This is a genomic window from Streptomyces sp. NPDC093801 (assembly GCF_040701585.1).
GTDB lineage: Bacteria > Actinomycetota > Actinomycetes > Streptomycetales > Streptomycetaceae > Streptomyces.
In genome coordinates, this window is record NZ_JBFBDP010000037.1 from 22,024 (window position 1) to 44,194 (window position 22,171).

16 protein-coding genes are annotated in these 22,171 nt (G+C 72.2%); 11 read left to right on the forward strand and 5 right to left on the reverse strand.

The genetic code is table 11. The features are described from left to right. Positions 1 to 206: 206 nt before the first annotated feature. Both kdpB (AB0469_RS33385) and AB0469_RS33390 read right to left on the reverse strand, forming a co-directional pair. Entirely contained in the window at positions 207 to 2,357 is a 2,151-nt protein-coding gene (gene kdpB / locus AB0469_RS33385) for a potassium-transporting ATPase subunit KdpB (protein ID WP_366455216.1), read from the reverse strand. Between the two features lie 253 nt (positions 2,358 to 2,610). Then, positions 2,611 to 4,494, reverse strand: a complete 1,884-nt coding sequence (locus AB0469_RS33390; RefSeq protein ID WP_366455217.1) for an APC family permease — start codon at positions 4,492 to 4,494, stop codon at positions 2,611 to 2,613. Positions 4,495 to 4,767: 273 nt separating this feature from the next. Between AB0469_RS33390 and AB0469_RS33395 the strand changes: the two genes are divergently transcribed. The 8 genes from AB0469_RS33395 (at position 4,768) to AB0469_RS33430 (ending at position 13,751) form a co-directional block, all read left to right on the forward strand. Beyond that, a complete protein-coding gene (locus tag AB0469_RS33395; protein WP_366455218.1) occupies positions 4,768 to 5,517 on the forward strand; it encodes a DUF4118 domain-containing protein in 750 nt (249 codons plus the stop codon). An 87-nt stretch (positions 5,518 to 5,604) separates the two neighbouring features. Then, on the forward strand, positions 5,605 to 5,760 hold the full coding sequence (locus AB0469_RS33400; protein ID WP_008734570.1) for a hypothetical protein: 156 nt from the start codon (positions 5,605 to 5,607) through the stop codon (positions 5,758 to 5,760). Continuing rightward, entirely contained in the window at positions 5,757 to 5,846 is a 90-nt protein-coding gene (gene kdpF, locus AB0469_RS33405) for a K(+)-transporting ATPase subunit F (protein WP_366455219.1), read from the forward strand. The genes AB0469_RS33400 and kdpF overlap by 4 nt, the downstream gene beginning before the upstream one ends. A gap of 6 nt (positions 5,847 to 5,852) precedes the next feature. Then, positions 5,853 to 7,517, forward strand: coding sequence for a potassium-transporting ATPase subunit KdpA (gene kdpA, locus AB0469_RS33410; RefSeq protein WP_366455220.1), 1,665 nt, complete (start codon positions 5,853 to 5,855; stop codon positions 7,515 to 7,517). After that, entirely contained in the window at positions 7,514 to 9,619 is a 2,106-nt protein-coding gene (gene kdpB, locus AB0469_RS33415; protein WP_366455221.1) for a potassium-transporting ATPase subunit KdpB, read from the forward strand. The genes kdpA and kdpB (AB0469_RS33415) overlap by 4 nt, the downstream gene beginning before the upstream one ends. 5 nt (positions 9,620 to 9,624) lie before the next feature. After that, positions 9,625 to 10,341: a potassium-transporting ATPase subunit C gene (locus AB0469_RS33420; RefSeq protein ID WP_366455223.1), complete on the forward strand. Its 717-nt coding sequence runs from the start codon at positions 9,625 to 9,627 to the stop codon at positions 10,339 to 10,341. Between the two features lie 101 nt (positions 10,342 to 10,442). Continuing rightward, the gene (locus AB0469_RS33425) at positions 10,443 to 11,132 is read left to right on the forward strand and encodes a response regulator (protein ID WP_366455224.1); all 690 of its coding nucleotides are present in this window, start codon (positions 10,443 to 10,445) and stop codon (positions 11,130 to 11,132) included. Positions 11,133 to 11,204: 72 nt separating this feature from the next. After that, complete coding sequence (locus AB0469_RS33430) at positions 11,205 to 13,751, forward strand: sensor histidine kinase KdpD (RefSeq protein WP_366455225.1); 2,547 nt, start codon at positions 11,205 to 11,207, stop codon at positions 13,749 to 13,751. Between the two features lie 138 nt (positions 13,752 to 13,889). On the opposite strand, the gene AB0469_RS33435 is transcribed toward AB0469_RS33430, so the two are convergent. After that, a complete protein-coding gene (locus AB0469_RS33435; protein WP_366455227.1) occupies positions 13,890 to 14,186 on the reverse strand; it encodes a hypothetical protein in 297 nt (98 codons plus the stop codon). Between the two features lie 632 nt (positions 14,187 to 14,818). Between AB0469_RS33435 and AB0469_RS33440 the strand changes: the two genes are divergently transcribed. Continuing rightward, positions 14,819 to 15,379: a hypothetical protein gene (locus AB0469_RS33440; protein ID WP_366455228.1), complete on the forward strand. Its 561-nt coding sequence runs from the start codon at positions 14,819 to 14,821 to the stop codon at positions 15,377 to 15,379. A 70-nt stretch (positions 15,380 to 15,449) separates the two neighbouring features. On the opposite strand, the gene AB0469_RS33445 is transcribed toward AB0469_RS33440, so the two are convergent. Then, complete coding sequence (locus AB0469_RS33445; RefSeq protein ID WP_366455230.1) at positions 15,450 to 16,286, reverse strand: hypothetical protein; 837 nt, start codon at positions 16,284 to 16,286, stop codon at positions 15,450 to 15,452. Between the two features lie 233 nt (positions 16,287 to 16,519). On the opposite strand from AB0469_RS33445, the gene AB0469_RS33450 reads away from it, so the two are divergent. Together AB0469_RS33450 and AB0469_RS33455 are read left to right on the forward strand one after the other, a co-directional pair. After that, on the forward strand, positions 16,520 to 17,884 hold the full coding sequence (locus AB0469_RS33450; protein WP_366455231.1) for an NAD(P)/FAD-dependent oxidoreductase: 1,365 nt from the start codon (positions 16,520 to 16,522) through the stop codon (positions 17,882 to 17,884). 461 nt (positions 17,885 to 18,345) lie between these two features. Beyond that, positions 18,346 to 19,695, forward strand: a complete 1,350-nt coding sequence (locus AB0469_RS33455) for a 3-hydroxybutyrate oligomer hydrolase family protein (protein WP_366455232.1) — start codon at positions 18,346 to 18,348, stop codon at positions 19,693 to 19,695. Here the strand turns inward: AB0469_RS33455 and AB0469_RS33460 are convergent. Further along, positions 19,673 to 22,141, reverse strand: a complete 2,469-nt coding sequence (locus AB0469_RS33460; protein WP_366455233.1) for a heavy metal translocating P-type ATPase — start codon at positions 22,139 to 22,141, stop codon at positions 19,673 to 19,675. The two genes, AB0469_RS33455 and AB0469_RS33460, sit on opposite strands and share 23 nt — an antisense overlap. Positions 22,142 to 22,171: the final 30 nt, after the last annotated feature.

Here is a 22,171-nt window from a genome sequence, read left to right on the forward strand (position 1 = left end):
CGCTCCTGTCGTACGGTGTGGATTCAGCCATCGGAGTCGACGGCTGGGCCAGCGTACGCAGCGAGAACGCAGCCAATACGTCTATAGCCTCGTCTGACGGAATCCTGACGCGCTCTTAACGCCCTTCCTTCCGGTGGCCTAGGGAACGCCTCCCACCGGGGGGAATCCGCGGCGCTGCCGGGCCGGGGGTCTGGGGCGGCCCGGACTCAGCCCATGCCGGGCAGGAGCGAGACCAGCAGGTCGATGAGCTTGATCCCGACGAACGGCAGGACGAGCCCGCCCAGGCCGTAGACGCGCAGGTTGCGGCGCAGCAGGTCGTGGGCGGAGGCGGGCTTGTAGCGGACGCCGCGCAGGGCGAGCGGGATCAGGGCGACGATGATCAGCGCGTTGAAGATGATCGCCGAGGTGATCGCCGACCGGGGGCTGCTCAGGCCCATGACGTTGAGGCCTTCGAGGCCCGGGTAGGCCGTGGCGAACATCGCGGGGATGATCGCGAAGTACTTCGCGACGTCGTTGGTGATGGAGAAGGTGGTCAGGGCTCCGCGGGTGATCAGGAGCTGCTTGCCGATCTCGACGATGTCGATGAGCTTGGTCGGGTTGGAGTCCAGGTCGACCATGTTCCCGGCCTCCTTGGCGGCCGAGGTGCCCGTGTTCATGGCCACGCCGACGTCCGCCTGGGCGAGGGCCGGGGCGTCGTTCGTACCGTCTCCGGTCATCGCGACGAGCTTGCCGCCGGCCTGCTCCCGCCTGATCAGGGCCATCTTGTCCTCGGGCGTGGCTTCCGCCAGGTACTCGTCGACGCCGGCCTCGGCGGCGACGGCCCGGGCCGTCAGCCGGTTGTCGCCGGTCACCATGACCGTACGGATCCCCATCCGGCGCAGCTCCTCGAACCGCTGCCGGATCCCCTCCTTGACCACGTCCTTGAGGTGGATGACCCCGAGCACCCGCGGCCCGTCCCCGTCGTGGACCGCCACCAGCAGGGGCGTGCCCCCGGACTGCGAGACCGTCGCCGCCCGGGCCACCGCCTCCGGCGGTACGGTCCCGCCGCGCATCGTCACCCAGTCGCAGACCTGGACCGTCGCGCCCTTGCGGATGGCGCAGTCGGCGCCGCCCGCCCGGCTCAGGCTGACGCCGCTCATCCGGGTCCGGGCGCTGAACTCGGTGAACCGCGGATGGCCGAGGTCCGCCGCGGTGGCCGGCCGCAGTCCGTACTGCCGGGCGAGTGCCACGACGGAGCGGCCCTCGGGCGTCTCGTCGGCGAGCGAGGACAGCTGTGCGGCGTCGGCCAGCTCGAGGTGGTCCACACCGGGCAGGGGGAGGAAGGCCACGGCCTCGCGGTTGCCGAGGGTGATGGTGCCGGTCTTGTCGAGCAGCAGGGTGTTCACGTCTCCGGCCGCCTCCACCGCGCGTCCGCTCATGGCGATGACGTTGCGCCGGACGAGCCGGTCCATGCCGGCGATGCCGATCGCCGACAGGAGAGCGCCGATCGTGGTGGGGATGAGGGTGACGAGGAGGGCGACCAGGACGGTCGTGGACTGGGCGGCGTGCGCGTGGTCGGCCATCGGCTGGATGGAGACGACCACGAGGACGAAGATGACGGTCAGGGCGGCCAGCAGGATGTTCAGTGCGATCTCGTTGGGGGTCTTCTGCCGGGTGGCGCCTTCGACCAGCGCGATCATCCGGTCGATGAAGCTGTGTCCGGGCCGCGAGGTGACCCGCACGACGATCGAGTCGGACAGCACGGTCGTACCGCCGGTGACGCCGGAGCGGTCGCCGCCCGCCTCCCGCAGGACGGGCGCCGATTCGCCGGTGACGGCCGACTCGTCGACCATCGCGGCCCCGTCGACGACGTCGCCGTCGGCCGGGACCGGCTCGCCGGCCTCGACGAGCACGAAGTCGAAGGGCTGGAGCTCGGCCGGCGTGACCACCTCCGTCTCGGCCCGTTTCAGGTTCGCCCCGTACGTCCAGTGGTTCAGCCGCACCGCGACCGTGTCCGTACGCGCCTTGCGCAGCGACTCGGCCTGGGCGCGGCCCCGGCCTTCGGCCACGGCCTCGGCCAGGTTGGCGAACAGGACCGTCAGCCAGAGCCAGACGCTGATCACCCAGGTGAAGACGGAGGGGTGGACGAGCGCCGAGAGAGTGGTCAGCACGGATCCGACGGCGACGACGAACAGCACCGGTTTCCTGACCAGTTCGCGGGGGTGGAGCTTGCCGACGGCCTCGCGTGCGGAGGAGGCGAGGAGCTCGGGGTCCACCACCTTCACCCGGCCGGACCGTCTCCGGGAGGGCCGGCTGACCGGGGTCGGCGGAGGGGTCCCGGGACCCGGAGGAACGTGCTGCGCGGCGGCAGGGGGCATGGAGCGACCTTCTGGACGGGTTCGGAGGTGGCGGCCCCGGGCAGCTCGCGGCCAGGGCGCGGGAGGGGTGTCGTCGCCGGGGACCCCCTCCATGGACCCCCTCGGCCGTCATGTGAGTGATGTCGAGGTCCCCGGCGGCGCGACAGGCAGGAAACTAGTGCCCGTTCCTCCCGTTCCGCCCCTGCCGGCGCCGGAATTGGCGCCTCTTTGACGGCGGCCGCACGGGACGCGTCAAACCGCCGTCAGAGGTGCGTCAACGCGGGTCGGCCGTGACGCGGAAGCGGAGCCGGCAGATCACGGCGTCGGTGTCGCGGCGGACGGCGTGGGCGACGACGGATCCGCGCTGGTTCTGGAGCAGCCGCTGCCACAGGCGGGCGGGCTCGGTCTCCGGGATCAGGACGGTCACCTGCGCGTCCCGGTGCGTCTGCGCCAGCTTCCGCACGTACGCCGACAGGGGCCGTCCGAGCGAGCGGGTCTCCGAGGGGAGCTCGACCAGTTCGACGCCCGGCTTCCACAACTCCCAGTCGCGTCGCAGGGCTTCGGCCGCCTCACGGTCCTCGGGGGACGGGTGGGTGACGGTCACGGCGAGGACGTCGTCGCCGAGCGAGCGGGCGGCCGTGAGGGCCTGGCTGGTCAGGCGGGACAGACCGGACACGGGGACGACGACCAGGGAGCGGGACCGCCGGGGTGCCTGCGGGATCCGCCCGAGCTCCAGGCGTTCGCCGATCTCGGTGTACGCCCGGTGGATCTTCTCGAAGCCGAGGACGAGCAGCGGCAGCGCGACGACGATCAGCCAGGCGCCTTCGGTGAACTTGGTGGCGGTGACCACGACGGCCGACATCCCGGTCAGGAGGGCACCGAAGCCGTTGAGCGCCGCCTTCGCCCGCCAGCCGCGCGGCCGTTCCGCGAACCAGTGCCGGACCATGCCGACCTGGCAGAGGGTGAAGCCGACGAAGACGCCGATGGCGAAGAGCGGGACGAGGGTGTTGGTGTCGCCGCCGGAGAGGACGAGGAGGAGGGCGGAGACGAGGGCCAGCCAGATCACGCCGTGGCGGTGGACCTGGCGGTCGGCCTTGAGGGCGAAGACGTGGGGCAGGTGGTTGTCGCGGGCGAGCAGGCTCATCAGCACGGGCAGCCCTCCGAAGGAGGTGTTCGCGGCGAGCGCGAGCAGCACCATGGTGGCGAACTGGACGACGTAGAAGGCGGCGTCGTGCCCGAAGGAGGCGTCCGCGAGCTGCGCGAGGACGGTCACGCCCTCGACGGGCTGGAGGTGGAAGCGCCCGATGAGGACCGACAGGCCGATCAGCATCACGCCCAAGAGGGCGCCGAGCGCGACCTCGGTGCGCTGGGCCCGTCGCGCGGCGGGGGCCCGGAAGGACGGCACGGCGTTGGCGACCGCCTCGACGCCGGTCAGGGCCGAACAGCCGGCGGCGAAGGCCTTCAGCAGCAGCAGCGCTCCCACGGTGGTCGCGCCCTCGCCGAGGGCCGAGGCGTGCCCGGCGGCGGACGCGGTGCTGACGGGGCCGTCACGGAAGAGCCCGACGGCGACCATCGCGAGGATCGACCCGACGAAGACCGCGGTGGGCACGAGGAACGCCTTCGCGGATTCCACGACGCCGCGCAGGTTCACCGCGGTGACCAGGCCCAGGACGCCCAGGCAGATCCACACCCGCTCGCCGTACAGCCCGGGGAACGCCGAAGTCAGGGCGGCCACACCGGCGGTGACGGACACGGCGACGTTCAGGACGTAGTCCAGGATCAGCGAGGCCGCCGCGACCAGGCTCGTGCGCCGGCCCAGATGGCGGCGGGCGACCGCGTACGAGCCGCCGCCGTCCGGGAACGCGGCGATCACCTGCCGGTACGAGGCCACCAGCACCGCCAGCAGCGCGGCGATCGCCAGGGTGACGGGAAGGGTGAAGCCCATGCCGTAGGCCCCGGCCGCGGCCAGGACCAGCACGATCGACTCCGGCCCGTACGCCACGGACGCCATCGCGTCCAGGGACAGTGCGGCCAGCCCCTGGAGGGCGGTCAGCCGGTGGCGGTCGCCCGATGCCGGTGTCCGTACGCCGGCATCGGGCGGCTCCGCCGTGCCCGGGGCCCGTCCTGCCGTACCCGGCTTTCCCATGTCCATGGACATCTCTCGCTGTTCCTCCGTCGGACCAAAGTGAGGACAGCGTCCGAGCGCCATGGCCGGATCACCAGTGTTCTTGACGTGGTCCATACGGCCGCCGCGCCGCTCTTCACGCGCCTTTGACGCCGGCGCGGGAAAGCCGTATGAGGTGCGTCAAGACCTCGCGGGGGCGGGTGGCCGCGCCGTCGGCAGGGGGCAGGGTTGACCGTGACGGGGCACGTCCCGTCCGCCTCCGGAGACGGAGGAGGTTCGGACTCGTGTCCGGACAGGAGGCCCCACATGTCCGGCTGCCGACTCCACGACGCCGCCGCCCTGCTCGCGGCGCTCGTGGCCCCCTTCCTCGTGGCCTTCGCGCTCGTGCCCTTCCGCACGGACCTCTCGGCGACGAACGCGGCCCTGGTCCTCGTCGTCGCGGTGGTCGCGGTGGCCACCGTCGGCACGCGGGCCGCCGGAGCGGTCGCCGCGCTGTCGGCGGCCGTCTGGTTCGACTTCTTCCTGACCGAGCCCTACCAACGGTTCGCGATCACTGACCGCGAGGACGCCGGGACGGCGGTCCTGCTGCTCGTCGTCGGCATGGTCGTCTCGCAGTCGGCGGTACGCGCCCGCCGGCTCCAGAGCACCGTGACCAGCGACGCGGCCCATATGACGAGCCTCCTGGGAACCGCCCGGCTGGCCGAGGACGGCCGCTCGCCGGAGGCGGTGGTCGCGTACGTGCGCCGGGAACTGGTCGGGCTGCTGGGGCTGCGCGGCTGCCGCTTCGAGTACGGGACCCTGATGGGCGGTCCGCCGCGTCTGGAGCACGACGGCGGCGTGTGGCTGCGCCGTCCGGACCGGGTGACGGACTACGCCGACTGGCCGCAGGGCGAGACCGAGCTGCGGGTCGTCGGCGGCGGACACTACTACGGCCGCTTCCTGCTGGATCCCCTCCCCGGCCCGCTGCCTCCGGAAGCGGACCGTCTGGTGGCCGTCGCGCTGGCCGCACAGGCCGGTTCCGCGCTGGACTCGGCCGGCCTCTCCCACCAGGTCTGACCGGTCTTCCCCGGTGCTTCCCGTCAGGGTGGCGTTAAGAGATCCCGTGGCCCCGTATGAAGCCCGTCAAGGCGTCTTAACGCCGGGATGAAGACACGGTTATCTCGTCATCGGCCATCTGGCCGATTCATTTCCTCCCTCTTCATCCAGGAGCTCACGGTGGCCGATCTGGCCTTCGTCGTCACCACGGTCGCGGTCTTCGCGCTGGTGGCCCTCATCGCCCGGGGGGTGACCAAGCTGTGACCGTCGAAAACATCGTCGGCCTCGCCGTGGCCGTCTCCCTGCTCGGATACCTCGTCCTCGCCCTCCTGTACCCGGAGAGGTTCTAGCCACCGATGAGTCCCGTTCTCGCTGGTGTGCTCCAGCTCCTCGCGCTGACGGCCGCGCTCGCGCTGGCCTACCGCCCCCTGGGCGACCACATGGCCAGGGTCTACTCCTCCGGGAGGCACTACAAGCCGGAGAAGTGGATCTACAAGGCGATCGGCGCCGACCCGAACGCCGAGATGCGCTGGCCCGCGTACCTGCGCGGCGTCCTCGCCTTCTCCGCGGTCAGCGTCCTGTTCCTCTACGCCCTCCAGCGCGCCCAGGGCGTCCTGCCCGGGTCGCTCGGCTTCGCCGCGATCGACCCGGACCAGGCGTTCAACACCGCCGCCTCGTTCGTGGCCAACACGAACTGGCAGTCGTACGCCGGTGAGCAGGCCATGGGCCACGTCGTCCAGACGGGCGGCCTGGCGGTGCAGAACTTCGTCTCCGCCGCCGTCGGCATGGCCGTCGCCGTGGCCCTCGTACGGGGCTTCGCGCGCTCGCGCACCGGTGAACTCGGCAACTTCTGGGCCGACCTGGTCCGCGGCACCGTCCGCATCCTGCTGCCCATCGCGGTCGTCGGCGCGCTCGTGCTCGTCGCCTGCGGCGCGATCCAGAACTTCGCCGGGATCCACGAGGTCGGCCAGTTCACGGGCGGCACGCAGCAGTGGAACGGCGGGGCCGTCGCCTCCCAGGAGGTCATCAAGGAACTCGGAACGAACGGCGGCGGCTACTTCAACGCCAACTCCGCCCATCCCTTCGAGAACCCCACCCCGTTCTCCAACCTCTTCGAGATCTTCCTGATCCTGGTCATCCCGTTCGCGCTCACCCGCACCTTCGGCCGCATGGTCGGGAGCCTGCGCCAGGGTTACGCGATCCTCGCCACGATGGCGACGATCTGGCTCGGCTTCACCGCCCTGATGATGTGGACCGAGTTCGCGCACCACGGCCCGGCGTTCGAGGTCGCGGGCGGCGCGATGGAGGGCAAGGAGACCCGCTTCGGCGTCGGCGCGTCCGCGATCTTCTCGGTCGCCACGACCCTGACCTCCACGGGCGCGGTCAACTCCTTCCACTCCTCCTTCACCGGCCTGGGCGGCGGGATCCAGCTCCTGGGCATGCAGCTGGGTGAGATCGCCCCCGGCGGTGTCGGTTCCGGCCTGTACGGCATGCTCGTCATGGCGATCATCGCGGTGTTCATCGCCGGCCTGATGGTCGGCCGCACCCCCGAGTACCTCGGCAAGAAGATCGGCACCCGCGAGATCAAGTTCGCGGCCTGCTACATCCTCGTCACCCCGGCCCTGGTCCTCGGCTTCACCGCCGCGGCGATGGCGCTGCCGACCCCGCCGCACTCGATGCTCAACTCGGGCGCGCACGGCTTCTCCGAGGTGCTGTACGCCTACACCTCGGGCGCCAACAACAACGGCTCCGCCTTCGCCGGCCTGAACGCCGACACCCAGTGGTTCAACTCGACCATCGGCATCGCCATGCTGCTCGGCCGCTTCCTGCCCATGGTGTTCGTCCTCGCACTGGCCGGCTCGCTCGCCGAGCAGAAGCCCGTCCCCGAGACCGCGGGCACCCTCCGTACCGACAAGCCGCTCTACACCGGCCTCCTCGTCGGCACGATCCTCATCGTCACCGGACTGACCTACTTCCCCGCCCTCGCGCTGGGGCCGCTCGCCGAAGGGCTCGCATCATGAGCACCGCCACTGAGACCCGTGCTCCGCACGAGGACCTGCCCACCGGCCACAAGCCGCCTGCCGGCCGTGTCGGCGGGGGCCTGTTCGACCCCAGGCAGCTGCTGAAGTCCTTCCCCGACGCGGTGAAGAAGCTCGACCCCCGAGTCATGATCAAGTCTCCGGTCATGTTCGTGGTCCTCGTCGGGTCGGTCGTCACGACCGTGCTGGCCGTCATGGACCCGACGGACTGGTTCGGCTGGGCGATCACCGCCTGGCTGTGGCTGACCACCATCTTCGCCAACCTCGCCGAGGCCGTCGCCGAGGGCCGCGGCAAGGCGCAGGCCGACACCCTGCGCAAGGCCAAGACCGACTCCGTCGCCCGCCGCCTGGCCAAGGACGGCACGGGCGAGGAGCAGGTCCCGGGTACCGGGCTGAAGATCGGCGACCTGGTGGTCTGCGAGGCCGGCGACATCATCCCGGGCGACGGTGACGTCGTCGAGGGGGTGGCCTCGGTGGACGAATCCGCGATCACGGGCGAGTCAGCCCCGGTGATCCGCGAGTCCGGCGGCGACCGCAGCGCGGTCACCGGCGGCACGAAGGTCCTGTCGGACCGGATCGTCGTCAGGATCACGACGAAGCCCGGCGAGACCTTCATCGACCGCATGATCGCCCTGGTCGAGGGCGCCGCCCGGCAGAAGACGCCGAACGAGATCGCGCTGAACATCCTCCTGGCGTCCCTCACCATCGTCTTCCTGCTGGCCGTCGTCACCCTCCAGCCCTTCGCCGTCTACGCCGGGGCCGAACAGTCGATGATCGTGCTGACCGCCCTGCTGGTCTGCCTCATCCCGACCACGATCGGCGCCCTGCTGTCCGCCATCGGCATCGCCGGCATGGACCGCCTGGTCCAGCGCAACGTCCTGGCCATGTCCGGCCGCGCCGTCGAGGCCGCCGGCGACGTCTCGACGCTGCTGCTCGACAAGACCGGCACCATCACCCTCGGCAACCGCCAGGCCGCCGAGTTCGTCCCCGTCCAGGGCACCACGGAGGCCGAACTCGCCGACGCCGCCCAGCTGTCCTCCCTCGCGGACGAGACCCCCGAGGGCCGCTCGATCGTCGTCCTGGCCAAGGAGAAGTACGGGCTCCGCGAGCGCCACCAGGGCGAGCTGGAGCACGCCGAGTGGATCGCCTTCACTGCCCAGACCCGCATGTCGGGTGTGGACGTGGACGGGAAGCAGACCCGCAAGGGCGCTGCCGGCTCCGTGATCACCTGGGTCAAGGAGCAGGGCGGCCGGGTCTCCGACGACGCCGACCTCCTCGCCAACCGCATCTCCGAGGCCGGCGGCACCCCGCTCCTCGTCGCCGTCAACGACGCGAAGGGCGCCCGCGTCCTGGGTGTCATCCACCTCAAGGACGTGGTCAAGGAGGGGATGCGCGAGCGGTTCGACGAGTTGCGCCGCATGGGCATCAAGACCGTCATGATCACCGGTGACAACCCGCTGACCGCCAGGGCGATCGCCGAGGAGGCCGGCGTCGACGACTTCCTCGCCGAGGCCACGCCCGAGGACAAGATGGCCCTCATCAAGCGGGAGCAGGCCGGCGGCAAGCTCGTCGCGATGACCGGAGACGGTACGAACGACGCCCCGGCCCTCGCCCAGGCGGACGTCGGCGTCGCGATGAACACCGGCACCTCGGCCGCCAAGGAGGCCGGGAACATGGTGGACCTCGACTCCAACCCGACCAAGCTCATCGAGATCGTCGAGATCGGCAAGCAGCTCCTGATCACCCGGGGCGCCCTGACGACGTTCTCCATCGCCAACGACGTGGCGAAGTACTTCGCGATCATCCCGGCCATGTTCGCGGTGGTCTACCCGGGCCTGGACAAGCTCAACATCATGGGCCTGGCCTCCCCCGAGTCCGCGATCCTCTCCGCCGTCATCTTCAACGCGCTGATCATCATCGCGCTCGTCCCGCTCGCCCTCAAGGGCGTCCAGTACAAGCCGACCAGCGCCGACAGGATGCTCCGCCGCAATCTGGGGCTGTACGGGGTGGGCGGTCTGATCGCCCCGTTCATCGGCATCAAGCTCATCGACCTCCTCATCTCCCTCATCCCCGGAATCGGCTGATCCGCATGAACAACTCTGTAGGCAACACGGCGCGGTTGATCGGGGCGGGCCTGCGGGCCCTGCTCGTCCTGACCGTGATCTGCGGGGTCCTCTACCCGCTCGCCGTCACCGGCGTCGCCCAGGCCCTCTTCCACGACGAGGCCAACGGCTCGGAGATCAGGGACAAGAGCGGCGACGTCGTCGGCTCCTCCCTCATCGGGCAGAGGTACGACCTGCCCAGGAAGGACCCGAACGACCCCGAGGAGGCCGCGAAGCCGGACCTGAAGTGGTTCCAGCCCCGCCCCTCCAACGGACTGGGCGCCAACACCGTCAACACCCGGTACTCGCTGCTCCTCTCCGGCGCCACCAACCGCTCCGCCGACGACGGCGCCGTCGACGGCACGTGCACCGAGGCCTCGGCGGAAGGCAGCCTGTGCGCCCAGGTCGTCGCCGCCAGGGAAGCCGTCGTCGCCGACAACTCCACCGCCGGCCACAAGGTCAGGCCGCAGGACGTGCCCGCCGATGCCGTCACCTCCTCCGGTTCCGGCCTCGACCCGAACATCTCCCCCGCCTACGCCGAACTCCAGGCCCGCCGCGTCGCGGAGAAGAACGGCCTGACCCTCGAGCAGGTCCGCAGGCTCGTCGAGGACCACACCCAGGGCCGGACGCTCGGCTTCATGGGGGAGCCCCGCGTCAACGTCCTGGAGCTCAACACCGCCCTCAAGGCACTGACCAACAGCTGATGTGCCGGCTTGCACGGACCGGGAGCCGGCAGGGCGCGGAATCCTCGCGCCCTGCCGGCTCCTTACCGTCCTGATCCCAACGAAGGAAAGGCTGCGTACCCATGACCCGGGTGCTGGTGGTGGAGGACGATCCCCAGCTCGTCCGCGCACTCAAGATCAATCTCCAGGCGCGCAAGTTCGAGGTCGAAGAGGCCCCCGACGGCGGCTCGGCCCTGCGACTCGCGGCCGCGCGCAAGCCGGACGTCATCGTCCTCGACCTCGGGCTGCCCGACATGGACGGCGTCGAGGTGATCAGGGGCGTGCGCGGCTGGAGCCGCGTGCCCATCCTGGTGCTGTCGGCCCGCCACACCTCGGAGGACAAGATCCGGGCCCTGGACGCCGGCGCCGACGACTACGTGACGAAACCGTTCAGCATGGACGAGCTCCTCGCCCGGCTGCGGGCGGCGGCCCGGAGACAGGAGCCGGACGGCTCCCCCCGGGCCGACGAGGTCGCGATCGTCACCACCGACGAGTTCACCGTCGACCTGGTCGCGAAGAAGGTGTACCGGGGCGACCGCACGGTACGGCTGACCCCGACCGAGTGGCACCTGCTGGAAATCCTCATCACCCACCCGGGCCACCTGATCACCCAGAGCCGGCTGCTGCTGGAAGTCTGGGGCCCCACCTACAGCGAGAACACCAACTACCTGCGCGTCTACATGGCCCAGCTCCGGCGCAAGCTGGAACCGGACCCCTCGCACCCCCGATACCTGATCACCGAACCGGGCATGGGCTACCGCTTCGAACCCTGATCACCCCGATCACCCGTCCGGCCGGCCGGCCGTCCACCCTCCCCACCGTCACCAGAGAAGAAGAGTCTGCACATGGCACGCGGGAAGCTCCGCATCTACCTCGGCGCGGCACCGGGCGTCGGCAAGACGTACGCGATGCTCTCCGAGGCGCACCGCCGGGTCGAGCGGGGCACCGACTGCGTCGTCGGCTTCGTCGAGCACCACAGCCGGCCGCGGACCGAGGTGATGCTGCACGGCCTCGAACTCATCGAGCGGCGCGAACTGGACCACCGGGGCTCCACGTTCACCGAAATGGACGTGGACGCGGTCCTCGCCCGCCGCCCCGCCGTCGCCCTGGTGGACGAGCTCGCGCACACCAACGTCCCCGGCTCCCGCAACGCCAAGCGCTGGCAGGACGTCGAGGAGCTCCTCCGGGCGGGCATCGACGTCGTCTCGACCGTGAACATCCAGCACCTGGAATCGCTGGGCGACGTGGTCGAGACGATCACCGGAGTCCGCCAGCGCGAGACCGTCCCCGACGAGGTGGTCCGCCGGGCCGACCAGATCGAGCTCGTCGACATGTCCCCGCAGGCCCTGCGGCGGCGCATGGCCCACGGCAACGTCTACAAGCCCGACAAGGTCGACGCGGCGCTCTCGAACTACTTCCGGCCCGGGAACCTGACCGCGCTGCGCGAGCTCGCGCTGCTGTGGGTGGCCGACCGCGTCGACGAATACCTCCAGGAGTACCGGGGCGAGCACAACATCCGCTCCACCTGGCAGGCCCGCGAGCGGATCGTCGTCGGCATCACCGGCGGCCCCGAGGGCCGTACGCTCATCCGCCGCGCCGCCCGCCTGGCGGAGAAGGGCGCCGGCGGCGAGGTCCTCGCCGTCTACATCGCCGCCAGCGACGGCCTCACCTCGGCCTCGCCCAAGGAACTCGCCGTCCAGCGCACGCTGGTCGAGGACCTCGGCGGCACCTTCCACCACGTCATAGGGGACCACGTCCCCGACGCGCTGCTGGAGTTCGCCCGCGGCTGCAACGCCACGCAGATCGTGCTGGGCGTCAGCCGCCGGCGCTCCTGGCAGTCCGTGTTCCGCCCGGGTGTCAGCGCCACCGTCGCCCGCGAATCCGGCCCGGACCTCGACGTCCACATCGTCACCCACGACGAGGCCGCCAAGGGGCGCCGCGGCCTGCCCCTCGCCCGCGGTGCGCGGCTCGGACGGTCCCGCCTCATCTGGGGCTGGCTCACCGGCATCGCCGGCCCCGCCGTGCTCGCCGTCCTGCTGAACCGGCTCGTCCCCGAGCTCGGGCTCGCCAACGACATGCTGCTCTTCCTCACGTTCACGGTGGCGGCGGCGCTGCTCGGCGGGCTGCTGCCCGCGCTCGCGTCGGCGGCGTTCGGGTCCCTGCTGCTGAACTACTACTTCACCCCGCCGCTGCACGAGTTCACCGTCTCCGACCCGAAGAACATCGTCGCCATCGCGATCTTCGTCGGCGTGGCGGTGTCCGTGGCCTCGGTGGTCGACCTCGCCGCCCGCCGCACCCACCAGGCCGCCCGCCTGCGCGCCGAGTCCGAGATCCTCTCCTTCCTCGCCGGCAGCGTCCTGCGCGGCGAGGACTCCCTCGACGCCCTCCTGGAGCGGCTGCGCGAGACCTTCGGGATGCAGTCGGTGGCCCTCCTGGAGCGCGCCAGCGAGGTCGACCCCTGGACCACGGCGGCCTCCGTCGGCACCGGCACGGTCCTCCGCCCCGAGGACGCGGACGTGGACCTGCCCATCGGCGACACCATGGCGCTCGCCCTGACCGGCCGGGTCCTGCCCGCCGAGGACCGCCGCGTGCTGGGCGCCTTCGCCGCCCAGGCGGCCGTCGTGCTCGACCGCCAGCGGCTCGTCGACGAGGCGGAGAAGTCACGCGAGCTCGCCGAGGCCAACCGCATCCGTACGGCCCTGCTCGCCGCGGTCAGCCACGACCTGCGCACCCCGCTCGCCGGCATCAAGGCCTCCGTCACCTCGCTGCGCTCCGACGACGTCGAATGGTCCGCGGACGACAGGGCCGAGCTGCTCGAAGGCATCGAGGAGGGCGCCGACCGCCTCGCCGCGCTGATCGGCAACCTCCTCGACATGTCGCGCCTCAACACCGGCACCGTCGTCCCGCTGATCCGCGAGACCGACCTCGACGAGGTCGTCCCCATGGCCCTGGGCGGCGTACCGGAGGACAGCGTGGACCTGGACATCCCCGAGACGCTGCCGATGGTCGCCGTCGACCGGGGCCTGCTGGAGCGGGCCGTCGCCAACATCGTCGAGAACGCCGTCAAGTACAGCCCCCACGGCCAGGCCGTCAACGTCTCCGCGAGCGCCCTGGGAAGCCGTGTCGAGCTCCGGGTCGTCGACCGGGGCCCCGGGGTCCCGGACGAGGCCAAGGACCGCATCTTCGAACCCTTCCAACGCCACGGCGACGCCCCGCGCGGCGCCGGCGTCGGCCTGGGCCTCGCCGTCGCCCGCGGCTTCACCGAGGCCATCGGAGGCACCCTCGCGGCCGAGGACACCCCGGGCGGCGGCCTCACGATGGTCCTCACCCTGCCCATGGCGGGCGACGGCCCCCCGGTGCCCCCGGAACTCCCGACGTCCGCGGTGACCTGACGGGCGAGCCACCCCTGAGGACCGTCCCGCAACGGGTGGCGCTCCCGTGCTGTGCCGGAATCGGGTGCCGGAACCAGGTGCCGGAATCGGGTGCCGGAATCGGGTGCCGGAATCAGCTGCCGGAATCAGCTGCCGGAATCAGCTGCCGGAGTTGTCGACGAATCCCACGACATCGAAGTATTCGACGGTGGGCGGGACGCCGTAGATCTCCGTCACCTTGTCGACGATCTCCTTGCTGAAGAAGGAGCGGCCTTTCTCCTCGTCGTCCCACACGTAGAAGTTCCTCGCCTGACCGCCTTCTTCATCGAGCATGAAGCTCTTGAAGCGCAGGCCCGCCATGCCTTCGAACGGTCCGCGGAGTTCGCCGGCGATCTTCGTGAGAGCTGAACGATCGAACTTCTCGGTCTGCGTGAAAGTCACGAGCACGCCGATCATCGGGCCTCCTGTCGAGGGGCGGAGCAACAGTCGATCGAATGGTGCTAGCGGCGGAGCCTAATGCACGCGGCCGGAAATTCCGGCCGTTGCGCCGCGCGTCGGAGGTGCGGTTCGCGGTCGGCTCCGCGGGGGCCGGGAGCCCGTCACCACGTGCACGCACGCACACCCGACCGAACGGATGGGCGATGTCGACACGCGAGCCGTCCGGCCCGGTATCCCCACACCGGAAAGCCGGACGGCCCATGTGCTGTGCGACGGGTGACCGGCACGCGGTCGCTCGGGCCCTTACCCCCACGGTGGGACCGTGAGCGGCTTCGGCGGTGTTCAGGTCACCGCCCGCCGGCCGCGTGCCGCCGGTCCGTCGTCCGGCTCCGTCGCCCCACAAAGTCTCCGCCCGGGCGACGGCCCTCGTCCCACTCCTTGACGGGTTCCTTCCGCCCGGAAGCCGATCTTTGACGCGCTCCTGATGACGGCCGCCGGAAGGCCGTCAGGAGCCGGCGGGTGCTTGCCACCGGGCCCGTGAAGCCGAGGGGTTCTGCCCGGCGGGCCTCCCGTCAAGACGGCGTAGCGATCACGACAGCGATGTGTCAGGGTCCGCCCACAAGCCCTCCACCAGCCCTAACGTCGCTCTCATGGACCGACGTTTCCCCCAGGCCGCGCCCGGCGCGCAGGGCGCCGGAGCCGCGCCTGCCGGGCCCTGCGCGCACGACGTCCACTGGGCGGCGGAAACGCGCTCGGCCACCGGTGTCGCCTTCCTGCTGTTCACGGCCCTGTTCGCGGTGGACGCCGGATCGGGGAGTCTCGACGTGACGCGCGGGGTCCTCTGGACCGGTCTGGCCGGCCTCCTCTTCGCCATCCTGCTGCCGCGCCGGGTCTCCGTACGCCCGGGACTCCTGAGCACCCGCGGCCTGCTGACGACGGACACGGTCCGTACCGACGCCCTCGTCTCGGTCCACTGGCCCGACGGGGTGGCCCAGCGGATGGTCCTCCGGGACGCGCAGGGAAACCGGGTCGAGATCGATCCGACGGTCCTGGCCCGCAACCCGGCGATGTGGCGCCTCTTCGACACGGACAGCCGTACGTCGATCCGGCGCGGCACCCTGCGGCGCGGCACGAACGCCCTGCGACAGCTCGCGCGGCGCATCGACCGCGAGACGGCCCGCACGGTCTTCAAGGTCTCCGGCCTGCAGTGACCCGCTCCCGCCGTGGGGCCTCCGTACGCACGGGTGCACCCCTGCGGGCACGGGGACGCAGGCGCGGGCTTCAGCCCACCCGCTGGGGCGCCCGCCGGCCGGCGGCGCCGAGCCGTGCGACGGCGGCGACGATGACCACGGCGAGGGCGAGGCTGACGGGGCCGGTGCCCAGTCCGAGGCCGCCGCGCTCGGTGCCGACGCCGGCCCAGTCCGCGAAGGAGGCGCCGAGGGGGCGGGTGAGTACGTACGCCCACCAGAAGCCGAGCACGGGCGGGAGGGAGAAGAGCCGGTGGGCGAGGGCCGGAAGGGCGATCAGGGCGGCGAACAGCAGGGCCGAGGGCAGGTAGCCCCAGCCGAGGGTCGCGGCGGTCAGGTCGCCGACGGCGGTGCCAAGGGCGAAGGTGGCCATGACCACGGTCCAGTAGTAGGCCTCCCGGCGGCCTCCGGCGACGGTTTCCACCGCGAGGGTTCCCTCGGTCCACCGCCACAGGACGAACACCAGGGCGAGGGCCGCGGCGAAGGCGGCCGCGGACAGGGCGTACGGCACGCCGAGGGCGACGTGCGCGACATCGGCTGCCATGGTGCCGAAGACGCTGACCATGATCACCGCGAACCAGTACACGGCGGGGACGTACCGGCGGGTGCGGGACTGCGCGACGAGGGCCGCGGTCAGCACCAGAGCCGCCGAGGCGACCGCCGGGACCGGCCCGAGCACGCGGGCGAGGTAGTCGGAGGCGGTCTCCCCCATCCCGGTGGTGAGGATCTTGACGATCCAGAACACGGCGGTCACTTCGGGGACCTTGCTCGCCCCGGCGCTCCCCTCCGAAGGCGCGGCCGGGGCCGCGGCGGCCGAGTGGTTCGGTTCGGCCGTCCAGGCCTGCCCGGACCTGCCCGCAAAGTCGCTCACTGTGCCCACCGCTGCCCCTCGTGCACGGTCCGGGCCGTGCGCCCGGACATCCGGGCACAGGATCGCCAGGACACGCTGAAGAGAGCCTGAAGGCCTGAAGACGCCTTCAGCACGCGAACCAGGAGCCGAGGTCACGGCGCGGCATCCCTGCGATCTCCGCGGCGGGCGTGCAGGCGCCGCAGGAGCGGGCAGGCGGGGAAGTGACCCGACAGCGCTGGGAAAGGACGGACATCGTGGCACGACCGAGGATCCTCGTGGTGGGTTCGGGCTTCGCCGGAGTGGAGTGCGTGCGCCGTCTGGAGCGCCGGCTGTCCCCCGGCGAGGCCGACCTCCGCATGGTCACCCCCGACGCGTACCAGCTCTACCTGCCCCTGCTCCCCCAGGTGGCCTCCGGCGTCCTGACCCCGCAGTCCATCGCCGTCTCCCTGCGCCGCAGCAGCCGCCACCGCACCCGGATCATCCCCGGCGCGGCCATCGGCGTCGACACCGCCGCCAAGGTCTGCGTCATCCGCAGGATCACCGGCGAGGAGAGCGCCGAGGCCTACGACCACCTCGTCCTCGCGCCCGGCAGCATCACCCGCACCTTCGACGTCCCCGGCCTGCTGGAACACGCGCGGGGGATGAAGACCCTCGCCGAAGCGGCGTACCTGCGCGACCACGTCATCGCACAGCTCGACCTCGCGGACGCCAGCCAGGACGAGGCCGAGCGCGCCTCCCGGCTGTGCTTCGTCGTGGTCGGCGGCGGCTACGCGGGCACGGAGACCGCGGCGTGTCTGCAGCGGCTCACCCGTCACGCGGTCCGGCGCTACCCCCGGCTGGACCCCGGCCGGATCAGCTGGCACCTGCTGGACATGGCTCCGAAGCTGATGCCGGAGCTGGGTGACGCGCTGGGGCGTGCGGCGCTGGACATCCTGCGGCGCCGCGGCATCCGGGTGTCGCTGGGGGTGAGCGTCGCCAAGGCGGGGCCCGAGGAGGTGACGCTGACCGACGGGCGCGTGCTGCCCAGCCGGACCCTGATCTGGACCGCCGGAGTCGCGGCGAGCCCGCTCATCGGCACGATGGACGCGGAGACGGAGCGGGGGCGCCTGGTGGTGACGGCGCAGCTGACCGTTCCGGACGCGCCCGGGGTCTTCGCGCTGGGGGACGCGGCGGCCGTGCCCGATCTCGCCCGGGGCGGGGACGGTGCCATCTGCCCGCCGACGGCGCAGCACGCCCTGCGGCAGGGGCGCACCCTGGCCGACAACGTGATCGCCTCCCTGCGCGGCCTGCCGTTGCGGCCCTACGTGCACAAGGACCTCGGCCTGGTGGTCGACCTCGGGGGCACTGACGCCGTGTCGAAGCCACTGGGCATCCCGCTGCGCGGCCTGCCCGCCCAGGCGGTGGCGCGCGGGTACCACTGGTCGGCGCTGCGCACCAACGTGGCCAAGGCACGGGTGATGACCAACTGGCTGCTGAACGCCGTCGCCGGGGACGACTTCGTGCGCACCGGCTTCCAGGCGGCGAAGCCGCCCAGGCTCCGGGAGTTCGAGTGCACCGACGCGTATCTGACGCCGGCGCAGGTACGGGAGCACGCGCGGGCCCTGCGCGCCGCGGGCTGAGCGGCGCCGGCTCCCGGGGGCGGCCCGCACCCCGATAGCACGAGGGTCGCCGCGGTACAACAGGCAGCCGGTACAGGCCGGTTCGCGGCCTGTGGGCCGCGGCACCATTCTCCGGTGGCGGACCCGGCCCCTACGGTTGCGGACACCGCGGCGAGGCGTTCACCTGCGTGCGGGTGCGCTGCACATGTGCGCACACCGTCCCGCCGGTCTGTCCAGGAATGCGGCGCCGGTGGCGGCACCGCACGGCTCGCACCGGCACCTGGGCCTCTCAACACCCCCACCGCGCACGCCGGTTGCGGAGCGGGTCACGCGATCCCGCTGCGCAACCGGCGCCCGCCCGCAGACACGGTCCACCGGAGGTACCCGTGCACCCTTCAGCACCGCCGGCACCACGCCCCCGCCCACGACGCGCGCCACGCTTCGCTCTGCTGCGGAGGGCGGCCGCCGCGGCGGCCGCCCTCGTGACCATCGCCGCGGCGCCCGCGGCCGCCGGGCACCCCGGCGGACCGGCCACGGCGGACGGGCACTGTGCCGGCCTGTCACGGCTGAAGGTGCCCGGCGCCGAACTCCAGGTCCCGTCCTGCCTGGACGAGCTGACCACGGCCGGCACCCTCGCCTCGGGGCACACGGAGCAGGCCGACTGGGCCGGGCTGACCCCCGCCGGCCTGGGCGTGCCGAGCGGTGTGCCCGGGATCCAGGTCGACGGGTACTTCCCCGACTCCTCGAGCAGCAACGCCCATCACGGCTGGAACCACGACTCCCAGTTCGTGATCCGCCTACCGGACCACTGGAACGGCGGCCTGGTCGTCACCGGCTCGCCGGGGGTGCGCGCGCAGTACGCCAACGACCGGGCCATCGGCGACTGGGTCCTGGCCCGCGGATACGCCTTCGCGGCGACCGACAAGGGGAACACGGGCATCACCTTCTACCGCGACGGGCGGGCGCCGGGGGACGCGGTCTCCGAGTGGAACACGCGGGTCACCCAGCTCGGCCGTGCGGCCCGCGCCGTCGTGGCCCAGCGCTACCTGCGGCCCCCCTCCCGCACCCTGGCCACCGGGATGTCCAACGGCGGCTACCTGGTGCGCTGGCAGCTGGAGAACCACCCCGAGCTGTACGACGGCGGCGTGGACTGGGAAGGCACCCTCTGGCGGGAACAGGGGCCGAACCTGCTCACCTTCCTGCCTCCGGCCCTCGCCGCCTACCCCCGCTACGCCGCAGGGGGCCCGGGCGCGGACCAGGCCCGTCAGGAGATGACCGCAGCCGGCTACCCGGCCGGCTCGGAGTTCCTGTGGCCCTTCCACCACCAGTACTACTGGGACCTGACCCAGCGCATCTACCGCGAAGAGCTGGACCCCGGCTTCGACGGCCCGCAGGAGGCGGGAACCCCGTTCTGCGTACCGGGCGCCCCCGCCTGCGACGCGGACTACGACTACGGCGCGCGGCCCCGGAGCGTCCGCGACGCCGTGGCGAAGATCGCGCTGACGGGGCGGATCGGGAAGCCCCTCATCACGCTGCACGGCACGCTGGACGTCCTCCTGCCCATCAGCCGGGACTCCGACGTCTACGCCCGCATGGTCGCCGACGCGGGCCGCGGCCGCCTCCTGCGCTACTACCGCATCGAGGGAGGAACGCACGTCGACTCCCTGTACGACGCCTTCCCCGACAGGCTCCGCCCCCTCGTCCCCTGCCACCGCTCCGCTCTGACCGCCCTGGAGACCTGGCTCGGCCGCGGCGTACCGCCGCCGCCCGGCCGTACCGTGCCCCTTCCCGGCCCCGGCGAGGACCCGCTCACGAGCTGCCCGCTCGCCTGACGGGCTCGGATCCGGGCCCCCGACGGTCCGGGGTCCCCCCGGGCGCCGGGCCGGGCAGGCGGAGGCGTTTGAGGGCGAGGGCGTTGACGGCGACGATGACGCTGGACCCGGACATGGACAGGGCCGCGATCTCGGGGCGGAGGATCAGGCCGGTGGCCGGTTCGAAGACGCCGGCCGCGATCGGCAGGGCGATGGCGTTGTAGCCGATGGCCCAGCCGAGGTTCTGGCGCATCGTGCGCAGGGTGCCCCGGCCGATGCGCAGCGCGGTGGGCACGTCGAGGGGGTCGGAGCGCATCAGGACGAGGTCGGCCGTCTCGATGGCGACGTCGGTGCCGGCTCCGATGGCGATGCCGAGGTCGGCCTGGGCGAGGGCGGGGGCGTCGTTGACGCCGTCGCCGACCATGGCGACCCTGCGGCCGTCGCGCTGGAGCCCGGCGATGACGGCGGCCTTGTCCCCGGGGAGGACCTCGGCGATGACGGTGTCGATGCCCAGGCGCCGCGCGATCCGCTCGGCGGTGGCCCGGTTGTCACCGGTGAGCATGACGACCTCGACGCCCAGGGCGTGCAGTTCGCGCACGGCGGCCGGGGAGGTCTCCCGTGGTGCGTCGGCGAGGGCGATGAGGGCGGCGGGCCGGCCGTCGATCACGGCGATGACGACGGTGCGGCCGGTGGCGGCGAGCTCGTCGCGCCGGGCTGCCAGCGGGCCCAGGGGCGCGCCTTCGCGTTCGGCCAGCCTGCGGTTGCCCACGGCGATCCGGTGGCCGTCCACGACGGCGGTCGCCCCGTGGCCGGGCACGTTCTCGAAGTGCCGGGCCTGCGCGGGCCCGGCGCCGCGCGACGCGGCGTACCGCACGACCGCCTCGGCGAGCGGGTGCTCCGACTCCCGCTCGACCGCCGCGACCAGCCGCAGGACCTCGTCCTCGGAGCGGCCCGGCGCGGTGATCACCTCGGTGACCTCGGGTTCGCCCCTGGTGAGCGTGCCGGTCTTGTCCATCACCACGGTCCGGATCCCCGCGGACGCCTCCAGCGCCATGGCGTTCTTGAACAGGACCCCCCGCTCGGCGCCCAGTCCGGTACCGACCATGATCGCGGTGGGCGTGGCGAGACCCAGCGCGTCGGGACAGGTGACGACGACCACCGTGATGGCGAACAGCATGGCCTCGCCGAAGGGCCGGTCCGAGGCCAGCAGCCAGACGACCAGGGTGAGCGCGCCGCCGGCGAGGGCCACGAAGACCAGCCAGAACGCTGCCCGGTCGGCCAGCCGCTGGCCCGGCGCCTTGGAGTTCTGCGCCTCCTGGACCAGCTTGACGATCTGGGCCAGGGCCGTGTCCGCGCCGACCCTGGTCGCCCGTACCCGCAGGGTGCCGTTGGCGTTGAGGGTGGCGCCGACCACGGCGGAGCCCGGCGCCTTGTGCACCGGCAGGCTCTCCCCCGTCACGGTCGACTCGTCGACCTCGCTCTCGCCGTCCTCCACGACCCCGTCCGCGGCGACTTTCGTACCGGGGCGCACGAGGAGCAGGTCGCCGACGGCCACCTCGGCGGTGGCGACCTCGACCGGCTCGCCGTTCCGCAGGACGACGGCCTGGGGCGGGGCGAGGTCCAGCAGGGTGCGGATGGCGTCGTTGGCGCCGCCGCGGGCGCGCATCTCGAACCAGTGGCCGAGCAGGACGAAGGACGCCAGTACGGTGGCGGCCTCGTAGAAGACCTCCCCGCCGCCGGTGAGCGTGACGATCAGCGAGTACAGCCATCCGGCGCCGACGGCGACCGCCACCAGCACCATCATGTCCAGCGTCCGGGCGCGCAGTGCCCGGACGGCGCCGGTGAAGAAGACCGAGCACGAGTAGAGGACCACCGGCAGGCTGAGCAGGAGTGCCCAGACGTCCTGGCGGAGGCCGAACGGTACGGGCGCGTGCAGCCCGAAGACCTCTTCGCCGATGGGCGACCAGATCAGGATCGGTACGGAGAACAGGGCCGCGACGAGGAAGCGGCGGCGCATGTCCGCCACCATCGCCACCATCGACATCCCCGCAGGGCCGCCGTGGCCGCCGTGATCGCCTCGGTCCCTCGCTTCCCGGGGCGAGCGCCCGTCCTGCGGCTCGTGTCCCGCGTGCACGGACGGCACGGGCTGCCTCGCCGGGGCACCGGGCGGGTCCGGCTCGTCCATCGGATCGCAGATGTGGGCCGGCACCGACCGGCCGGCGCAGTGGTAGCCGCAGGCGGTCACCCAGCCGCGCAGCTCGGCCAGCGAGGTACGACGCGGGTCGAAGACGACGGTGGCCGACTGCGCGACGGGGTTGACCTCCACGTCCAGGACGCCCGGGCGTCGGCCCAGCACGGCGGCGACCGTGTTCTGCTGGGTCGCGCGGATCATGCCCCGCACGTCCAGCACCACCGTGCTGCGCTCCTCGCCCCCGCCGCCCGGCTCCGGGCCCCGCGGGTGCCGCATGCCCTCCACCTCCCGGTTGCACGGGGCCCG

What these genes read in the sequence shown, in the direction of transcription:
- kdpB (WP_366455216.1), bottom strand. Translation starts at nt 2,357, where the DNA reads ATGCCCCCTGCCGCCGCGCAGCACGTTCCTCCGGGTCCCGGGACCCCT.
- AB0469_RS33390 (WP_366455217.1), bottom strand. Translation starts at nt 4,494, where the DNA reads ATGTCCATGGACATGGGAAAGCCGGGTACGGCAGGACGGGCCCCGGGC.
- AB0469_RS33395 (WP_366455218.1), top strand. Translation starts at nt 4,768, where the DNA reads ATGTCCGGCTGCCGACTCCACGACGCCGCCGCCCTGCTCGCGGCGCTC.
- AB0469_RS33400 (WP_008734570.1), top strand. Translation starts at nt 5,605, where the DNA reads ATGAAGACACGGTTATCTCGTCATCGGCCATCTGGCCGATTCATTTCC.
- kdpA (WP_366455220.1), top strand. Translation starts at nt 5,853, where the DNA reads ATGAGTCCCGTTCTCGCTGGTGTGCTCCAGCTCCTCGCGCTGACGGCC.
- kdpB (WP_366455221.1), top strand. Translation starts at nt 7,514, where the DNA reads ATGAGCACCGCCACTGAGACCCGTGCTCCGCACGAGGACCTGCCCACC.
- AB0469_RS33420 (WP_366455223.1), top strand. Translation starts at nt 9,625, where the DNA reads ATGAACAACTCTGTAGGCAACACGGCGCGGTTGATCGGGGCGGGCCTG.
- AB0469_RS33425 (WP_366455224.1), top strand. Translation starts at nt 10,443, where the DNA reads ATGACCCGGGTGCTGGTGGTGGAGGACGATCCCCAGCTCGTCCGCGCA.
- AB0469_RS33430 (WP_366455225.1), top strand. Translation starts at nt 11,205, where the DNA reads ATGGCACGCGGGAAGCTCCGCATCTACCTCGGCGCGGCACCGGGCGTC.
- AB0469_RS33435 (WP_366455227.1), bottom strand. Translation starts at nt 14,186, where the DNA reads ATGATCGGCGTGCTCGTGACTTTCACGCAGACCGAGAAGTTCGATCGT.
- AB0469_RS33440 (WP_366455228.1), top strand. Translation starts at nt 14,819, where the DNA reads ATGGACCGACGTTTCCCCCAGGCCGCGCCCGGCGCGCAGGGCGCCGGA.
- AB0469_RS33460 (WP_366455233.1), bottom strand. Translation starts at nt 22,141, where the DNA reads ATGCGGCACCCGCGGGGCCCGGAGCCGGGCGGCGGGGGCGAGGAGCGC.